General features: G+C 52.2%; 9 protein-coding genes. 4 read left to right on the forward strand and 5 right to left on the reverse strand.

The window, feature by feature from the left end; all coding sequences use genetic code 11:
* The first annotated feature begins 24 nt into the window (after window positions 1-24).
* Entirely contained in the window at window positions 25-753 is a 729-nt protein-coding gene (locus tag GX016_06240) for an FMN-binding protein (protein ID HHT71158.1), read from the forward strand.
* A 150-nt stretch (window positions 754-903) separates the two neighbouring features.
* Here the strand turns inward: GX016_06240 and GX016_06245 are convergent, their stop codons facing one another.
* Both GX016_06245 and GX016_06250 read right to left on the reverse strand, forming a co-directional pair.
* Window positions 904-1,098, reverse strand: a complete 195-nt coding sequence (locus GX016_06245; GenBank protein ID HHT71159.1) for a hypothetical protein — start codon at window positions 1,096-1,098, stop codon at window positions 904-906.
* 48 nt (window positions 1,099-1,146) lie between these two features.
* Entirely contained in the window at window positions 1,147-1,584 is a 438-nt protein-coding gene (locus GX016_06250) for an Hsp20/alpha crystallin family protein (protein ID HHT71160.1), read from the reverse strand.
* Between the two features lie 114 nt (window positions 1,585-1,698).
* On the opposite strand from GX016_06250, the gene GX016_06255 reads away from it, so the two are divergent.
* Together GX016_06255 and GX016_06260 are read left to right on the forward strand one after the other, a co-directional pair.
* Window positions 1,699-2,376 (forward strand): hypothetical protein, encoded by a 678-nt coding sequence (locus GX016_06255; GenBank protein HHT71161.1) that lies wholly within the window; start codon window positions 1,699-1,701, stop codon window positions 2,374-2,376.
* Between the two features lie 80 nt (window positions 2,377-2,456).
* Window positions 2,457-2,855 (forward strand): hypothetical protein, encoded by a 399-nt coding sequence (locus GX016_06260; GenBank protein ID HHT71162.1) that lies wholly within the window; start codon window positions 2,457-2,459, stop codon window positions 2,853-2,855.
* Window positions 2,856-2,929: 74 nt separating this feature from the next.
* On the opposite strand, the gene GX016_06265 is transcribed toward GX016_06260, so the two are convergent.
* The 3 genes from GX016_06265 to GX016_06275 are packed head-to-tail and all read right to left on the reverse strand — an operon-like array spanning window position 2,930 to window position 6,747.
* Entirely contained in the window at window positions 2,930-4,066 is a 1,137-nt protein-coding gene (locus GX016_06265; GenBank protein ID HHT71163.1) for a Ger(x)C family spore germination protein, read from the reverse strand.
* Window positions 4,041-5,159, reverse strand: coding sequence for an endospore germination permease (locus tag GX016_06270; protein HHT71164.1), 1,119 nt, complete (start codon window positions 5,157-5,159; stop codon window positions 4,041-4,043). The genes GX016_06265 and GX016_06270 overlap by 26 nt, the downstream gene beginning before the upstream one ends.
* Entirely contained in the window at window positions 5,143-6,747 is a 1,605-nt protein-coding gene (locus tag GX016_06275) for a spore germination protein (protein HHT71165.1), read from the reverse strand. Before GX016_06275 ends, GX016_06270 begins: the two co-directional genes overlap by 17 nt.
* 340 nt (window positions 6,748-7,087) lie before the next feature.
* On the opposite strand from GX016_06275, the gene GX016_06280 reads away from it, so the two are divergent.
* The coding region (locus GX016_06280) for an MFS transporter (protein ID HHT71166.1) at window positions 7,088-7,919 on the forward strand (832 nt) is incomplete at its 3' end.

Here is a 7,919-nt window from a genome sequence, read left to right on the forward strand (position 1 = left end):
ACTTTCAGAGAGGAGAGACTCAGATTGAACAGGGGTATCACGTCAGCCTTAGTGCTGGTACTGCTGGTTCTGGTTGTAGCCGGCTGCAGTGGAACCCAGGAACCCCAACAAAAGCCCGGTGCAGCGGCCACTTACAACGACGGTACTTACACCGCCGTCTCTGATGCCGACCATCATGGTTATGGCCTGGCTACTGTCACCATTTCCGCGGACAAGATCACTAAGGTGGATCTGAAAGAGTTTATCGAGACCGGTGCAGAAAAGGACTTCGACACCTATAAGTACGAGCCGTCGGTCCAGGCTAACCAAGAGATGGCCCAGCGCATTGTCAAGGCCAACTCCATCCATGTGGACGATTACACCAAGGCTACCAGCAGCAGTACCAAGTACAAGCAGGCTGTGGCTCGTGCCCTGGACAAGGCAAAAACGAAACCGGCGATAACCACTGAGTATTTCGACGGTGTCTTCTTGGGCAAGTCCGAGGCCGACGACCATGGCTACGCGCTGGCACTTGTTACCATGGAAAACGATCAGGTGAAGGAAGTAGTCCTGCAAGAAGTCACCGAAACCGGTGAATTCAAAGACTACAGCACCTATCCTAAGAAAGAAGTGGTGGCCGCCCATGAGGAGCTGCCGGCCAAGTTTGTCGAGACCAACGGCGGACCCGTGGACAACGTTTCCGGAGCCACTCACACCACGGCAAAATGGAACCAGGCTGTGCAGAATGCTCTGGAGCTGGCCAAAGTTAGGTAGCAGCATCCCTCCTTTTACTTTTATATATCCCCCCACTGGGCCCCGATGCTAGATCAGCGTAGCACCGGGGTCGTTCTTATCTCATTTCTGGGCCTAAAGTCTCCACGAATCCCACCATCGTATGGGCATGACCATCGTTATAAGAGGTCCTCAGCCGTACAAAGTGAGTGGATAGCCCTCACCGATCATGATTGCTGCGCTGGTTTCGCCTTGGTAGGTATGGAAATGACCGTTTACATAACTTGTAGCTCCCCAGATCCGGTGGAAATGCCTTTCTTCTGTTCCTTGGGCTATTCCGGTTACACCGGGATGTTCATGGACATGCCCCTGATCCAGGGAAGTCACACGAGAACTCTTGTTAGTGTATGGAGAGTGAGGCAGGAGGGTGCCAAGTTATTGGAGCCGGTCAATTTTCAGCTTGACACCGCGGCTGTGTCCCGGCGCAGCTTTCGGTAGAACTACAGTCAAGACCCCGTTCTTAAATGTGGCTCGGGCGGTACCAGGCTTGATTTCCGCCGGTAGAGCCACTGTGCGGGCAAATTCACCATAACGTCGCTCTGAACGAATATATCCTTCCTCTTGTTCTTCTTCTTCCCGGTCCACCGTACCCCGCAAGGTTATATTTTCAGGCGTGACCGTTATGTCCACATCTTCTGGTTCCACGCCGGGGATTTCAGCCTTAAGAGTAAAGGTATCATCGTCTTCACACAAGTCCACTGCCGGTTGCCAGCCGCGCATACCGATTAGGCTGCTGTAGCGGTCGAATAGCCGGCCCAAGTCTTCTCGAAATGGTCCCAACTCCGCAAAAGGATCCCAACGAATCAGTGCCACGATGTGTTTTCCTCCTTAAGGTTGTTTTTTCTATTGTACCCTGTTAAGCAGAGATCATGTAACGCTGCCAAATTGGCCATACTAAAACTGCAAACCGTGGAGGGAGCGATGAGTATGGCCGAAGCAAATCCACCTATTAGCAAGGCCCAGGATAAGTGTAATGCTGTCCAAGCGGCCCGGCAAACGCTGGAGGACAACTGGCGCGGTTTTCTCCAGCAAACAGACAACCTTCTGCGCGAAGCCCAAAAAACATTGCAGAACTGTGGACAAAAGCAACAGGATTTTGGCACCAAACTGGACCAAGAGCTCCAGACCCTGGAACAAGAAATCGGCAAGAATAGCGGTTTTGTCGCTTCTCTTTCGGCCGGGGGTATTTTAGCGAAACAGGAACTGGTGGCGCAAAAAAGAGTCAGTCTGCTGCAGGGTCTTAAACAGGAGCAGGAAAGCTTAGGTCAACTGGATCAACAGCTGTCGGCTGTTATCGACCATCTGGCCCAAGGTTTCCAGCAGCTGCAACAGCACAGTGACCCAGTGCGGACCAATCTGCAAGATCTGTCGACCGAACTTGGCCACCTGGATCAAGAGTTCAAGAACCTGAAGTCCCAGACCCAGGCAGCTCCGGTAAGGTTAGCTCCGACAACGAGCAACGGTGTGGATACCGAAGTACTGACCAAACTGGGCCAGGCCGAGGTGGCTCTGCTGGCGCTAAAGCAGGGGCTGGAAAAAAGCCGCCTGATGCAACAGGTGGTGTCCAACTTAAGCGAGGTTCAGCAGCGTCATCATTTACATTAAGTCCAATCGATGGGGACACATAAAACCGGCCGGGCCAGGGCAGTTTAGCTATGAGGTTACAAAACAAGGAGGTTTGGCTTATGGCAACGCACCAGGATTGGGAGGAAAAGAAAATTGAAGACGAAGTCACTGCCCAAGTAAACCAACGGTTGAGTGCTCTGGGCAGCCCAGAGGGGCAGCAGGCAACTCAACAGACAGCACAACGTTTCCAGCAGCTGGCCCAGCAGGCGGCTTCCGCCAGCAGTGGGCAAGCTCAAGCCCAATTTCAACAGATGTTTAACCAACTAAAACAGCAAGCTCAGCAGCAGGCCCAGCAAACAGACCAACAAGTGCAGCAGTCGCTCCAGAGTGCCATGCAAGCCCTGCAACAAGCCCAGCAAGCCATCCAGTCGAACCAAGTGTTTGCTCAGATGAGTCAAGTACTGGATCAGTCCGTACAGCAACTGCAGCAAGTCCAACAGACCAATCAACAACAATAGAAACTCGACTTCTCGTGTTGACGGGCGGCCCTCTGCGGCCGCCCGCTGCTCGTGGTTGCCGGTCCGCTGTTAAATTACTCAGCTACCATACCCAGACGGCGGATGCGAGCGTCTACCGTAATTTTTATCGGTACGTTCGGAAACTCCTCCGCCCAATTCATTTGTTTCCATACCCTCGGATAGAGACCGCGAACCATGGCACCAAAACCATAGCTGTCCACCTTGAATTCTTTTTGTACTTTTCTTAGAACTGCCCGGCAGTCCTTCTCCAACGCAGTGGAGACGGCCTGCTCTACTTCAGCCAAAAACTGTAAGTCCCTCAAACTGCGTTTGCTGTCCGCCTCAATAATGTTTCCTTCCACCAGCAGCGAAACCGTAAATGATACTTGATTACCGTTTAGGTGCGGGCGAACGCGGCGCTTCACATTGGCTATCTCGTAAGTAAATACGTCCCCGCCAGGAGTTTCCACTCGCTTATACATGTAGCCATGCTTTTGAGCTGTGAGAAAATAATACTGCATTTCATCGTAGTCCAGTTTACCTACCATTTTATCTTCTTTAAATAAAGCCAAGCCCATAATACTAATATTATCTTTGTCGGCTTTTACTATCGGTGCTATCGCTTGCTCACCGGGATTGTCCAGGCGAATAGTAAATTCGGCAATGCGCAGAAGCGGTATTACATTTAGATAGTCTTCCATTTCCAGCGCTCGGCTGATATACAAAGAAGGCATTTTTTCTGTTTTAGGAGCTGCTTCCAAGATCTTATCCGCCTTGCCGTCAGCTACTATTACCCAAGCTTTCAAGCGAGTTTCGGCGGCCCGAAAAAACACATCTATAGCTCTAGATACTCCACGAAGGGCTAAATCTTCACCCAAGACCAATGTCTGCACGTGTCCCCAAAACAAAGGGTGCTCTACTTGAGCCTGAATAAAATGATGCCCCTGCCACAGGTTCTTACACCGCGTCTTTTGCAGGATCATGGACTCCTTACCACCGCCGCCGCCACCGGCCTCACCGCCCCCTAAAGCCTGGGGGGCAGCTATGCTATAAGTTACGTCAAAGGCATTATCGGGAGCGGCATCGATACCTTCCATCAGCACAAAGGCGCGCTTTTGGATATCACGCGAGCTGGCCCACCCGCGAGAACTCAAAAAGGCGATGAGCAGGACAAAGGCCAGTACCCTAAGAGTGTGTAGCTTCTCTTTCACCGGGCCGGTCCTCCTTTCCTCGGATTACGGCAATGGGGAGGACAATCAAAGGAACAGTCAGCACCACTCCCAGGCGAATAAATAAAGCCAACCGGGCTATCTGCTCCACTTCTACGATGTTTTGAGGCTTGATCGCCAAATAATAGGCGGGGATTACCAACAAGTAGGGCCAAGTTGTGCGAGACTTAATCTTAAACAGGTCGGACAAAGTAGAAACTACCCCGAATAACAACGAGCCGATGGTGGTGAACATTACAATTACATAGACGGCCAAAAAGGGAGCTTCCAAGCGAGTAAAAATGCCGTGATAACTTATCATCCGAATCAAAGTCAAGGTAGGCCACTGGATGCGGATCAACTTACTTACTCCCGAAAGGCCAATGCTGCCTACTACCACCAGCAGATACACGGCTGCCACCATAAAAAGGCCCAGGCTGTGACTGCGCTTGGCTTTGTGCGGCTCACTGTAAAATGGCATAAACAACGATATAACCTCAAAACCCAAAAACGATGTGGTGGCCGCTAAGGTACCGAGTCCCACTGGGCGCAAGCTGTCAAACGGAATTAGCGGCAGTAGCCGCCAAATGCTGACCCGTGCCAGCGCTGGCACTATCAACAAAAAGATGGTGCCGACCACAAAAGGCAAGAATAGCTCATGTACACGAGCCACTATTGTTATATCTTTGGTGGCCAGATGAGACCCCAGCAGTAACATCACTAAGATACCTATTTCTAGAGATACCCGCGGTAACACCGACGTGATAATCACGGCGGCGAAAATACGGCTGGCTAACGCGGCTGTAACCAGCCAACTGGCAGCAAACAGCAAGGACAGAAGGCCGCCGACAAAGAGCCCCAAAGTCTTAACGGCATATTGAGGGAGACTGCTGTTTTGAAACCTACGGCCAGCAGTTGTGTAGATAGACATTATAACTAGGGTTATCATACTACCTAAGATCAGAACTGCCCAGCTGCCGGTACCGGCTATAGTTGCCAGTTCGCGAGGCAAAATAAGGAGCCGTCCGCTGATAATAGTATTAACAACGATAGCTGTTGCCTGATGAGGTGTTACCAGGCTACGATTTGGTTTCATTGGCGGTCTCCTTTTCATCTCCATCTTTGGGCAGCCGATACTTGTCCTGGGGTTTCAGGAAGGGTGGACGGGTCCGCTGGAAAGAAATATCCCGACGCAAAATAGCATCGCCCCGACCGGTGGGCTCATAGGGCGTATAAGGTGCTAGATACGGTACGCCCCAAGATTCTAAGCCTGCCATATGGATCACCAGGAGGATTATGCCGGCGGTAATACCGATTAAGCCAAAACTGGCACCCAGAAAAATAAACGGAAACCGCAGCAGACGGATGGAGATGGCAGTGCTGTAATTGGGGGTGGCAAAAGAACCGATGGCAGTAATGGCCACAACTATTACGGTCAAAGGACTTACGATACCGGCTCGTACCGAGGCTTCGCCTAAAATAAGCCCGCCCACAATGCCCACGGTGGGACCGATGGGTCCGGGTAGGCGAACACTGGCTTCGCGCACGATTTCTACCGAAGTCTCCATGATTAGGGTTTCCGTGAGCAAGGAAAAAGGCACCCCGGTGCGCGCTGCCGCCAGGGCCAGGGCTAGTCCGGTAGGCAGCATCTCGGGATGAAACGAGGTCATGGCAATGTAAACACCAGGGAGAAAGAGCGAAAAGGCATTAGCCACCAGGCGTACCAACCGAATAAAAGTACTCAGTTGGCACTGTTCGTAGTAGTCTTCCGGCGATTGGAAAAACTGAATCCACACCACCGGCGCCAACAGCACAAAGGGAGTCCCGTCTACTACTACAGCTACCCGTCCTTCCAGAATCCCCGCCGCCACCTTGTCCGGTCGTTCGGTGGCTTGCATCTGGGGAAAGATAGACAGGCCCTGATTTTTCAGCAATTGCTCCAAGTAGCCGCTTTCTAGGATAGCGTCGATTTGGATTCTTTCAATGTGCCCTTTAATCTTCCCTACAATTTGAGGATTGGCTATGTCTTTAATATAAAGTAGGGCGATGTCGGTGGCAGTTCGTTCGCCCACGGTAATAGTCTCCACCACCAGATCCGGATCCTTGATCCGCCGGCGAATCAGTGAAGTATTGATGCGCAGACTTTCCGAAAAACCTTCCCTGGGACCGCGCACCACCGCTTCAATGGTGGGCTCTTGCACCCCGCGGGTTTGAAAGCCGCGGGTATTAACGATTAACCCCTGGCGGCTGCCAGGTATGAGCAAAATGGTGTCACCGGACAAAACTGCGTGCAAAATACGCTTTATCTCGCCGGTGGCCTTTATTTCTCCCACCGCCAGCAGGTGGGCTTCGATTATCTCCAGGGCGTTACCGGGACTCAATTTTTCAGCTATGCCTTCGATCTGAGACAGCCGCAGCAGCGACTGCATAATATCCTGATCCACCACGCGCTTGTCCGTCAGCCCGTCAATATAGAGAAAAGCCAGCTCCAAGTCTTCCTGAATAGGTAACCGAAACCGGCGCACCACCAGATCGGAGCTGTCGTGAAGCAAGGTTCGAAGTAGCCTCAAATCGGCTTCCAAATTGCCCGTAAGTTCAGGCGGTTTTTCCGCTGCCACCTTTTCAGCCAGCCGTTGATCCTTTATTTGCGCCGCCGGAACCGGTTTCTTAAAACCGTTGCCCATTTGCCGGACCCTCTCTATCACAAATCTTCCTTCAAACCCTAGTGTAGCCAGCCACAGGAAAAACATTCATTGCAGCCCCGCCCCGACGCCTGCGCAATCCCTCAACCCCTTCGTGTACGGGCTGGGACAGAGTTCAACACTACGCGAAAAGCCCAGTGCCGGATATCCGGCTGCTAGAATAAGCATAGTGGCCGGGTCCATCCTCATGCTTCGTGTCAAGAGTCTTTACAGGCGCGGCCAAGTAAGTTAACATAGGAACATAAGCTGATCGTCGCTAAAACCTTGGACCATCGGTTACCGAAAACAGAACCCCGGCCCAACCCATAAGGGAGGTATCATTGTGGCCAAACCAGTCCTAGCTTCCGCCGAAACCGAACCTGTAACCACAACGTCTTCGTTTAACTGGCGAGCAGTTACGTGGGCTACAGCAGCCCACTTTGTTATTGACCTTTATGTAAACACCGTACCGCCCCTGCTGCCATATCTCGCCGAAATGCTGGGTCTTACCATGACCCAGACCGGGGTGGTACTGACAGTGCAATCCATCACCGGCTCCTTCCTGCAGCCCTTCATGGGTCTGTTCCTGGATCGGTGGGGTAAGAGCTGGTGGCTGGCAGCCAGCGTGGTTTACTCTGCCGGCATGATCGCCCTTATCGGTCTTTTTCCCAGCTACTGGACGCTGCTGGTTTTCTTCGGGCTAGCCGGCCTCGGTTCCTCGCTGCTGCATCCGCTGGGTTCAGTTGCTTCCACCCGTTCGGCCGGGTCTCAGCCTGGGTTGGCCATCTCTGTTTACAGTACCGGCGGCAATTTGGGCTTCTCGTTAGGGCCCTTGGTGGCAGCCGGGATGGTGTACCAGTTTGGCTTCAAAGGGTTGGCTTATCTGTTCCCGTTTAGTATATTATTTGCCCTTAGCTTTCTACGAGTGCGTCAGGATCTACCCGAACACGTTTCCACTCCCAAATGCGCTCAGCAGGAACTGGCACACACGGAAATCCATGACGGTTGGTGGGCGGTGATTTTACTGGTGCTTGTTTCCTGGCTGCGTGCCTGGACTCAATATATATTCATTGCTTATTACTCCTATCATTTTATCCACCGTGGATATGGCGTGGGAATTTCTGCCCCCATTATGAGTGTCTTCCTTCTGGCCGGCACCGCAGGCACCTTAGTCG

This window comes from Bacillota bacterium, assembly GCA_012837285.1.
Lineage (GTDB): Bacteria > Bacillota > DTU030 > DUMP01 > DUMP01 > DUNI01.

Excerpts from the sequence above, each read along its gene's own strand:
- GX016_06255 (HHT71161.1), top strand. The coding sequence starts at position 1,699 with ATGGCCGAAGCAAATCCACCTATTAGCAAGGCCCAGGATAAGTGTAAT.
- GX016_06260 (HHT71162.1), top strand. The coding sequence starts at position 2,457 with ATGGCAACGCACCAGGATTGGGAGGAAAAGAAAATTGAAGACGAAGTC.
- GX016_06270 (HHT71164.1), bottom strand. The coding sequence starts at position 5,159 with ATGAAACCAAATCGTAGCCTGGTAACACCTCATCAGGCAACAGCTATC.
- GX016_06275 (HHT71165.1), bottom strand. The coding sequence starts at position 6,747 with ATGGGCAACGGTTTTAAGAAACCGGTTCCGGCGGCGCAAATAAAGGAT.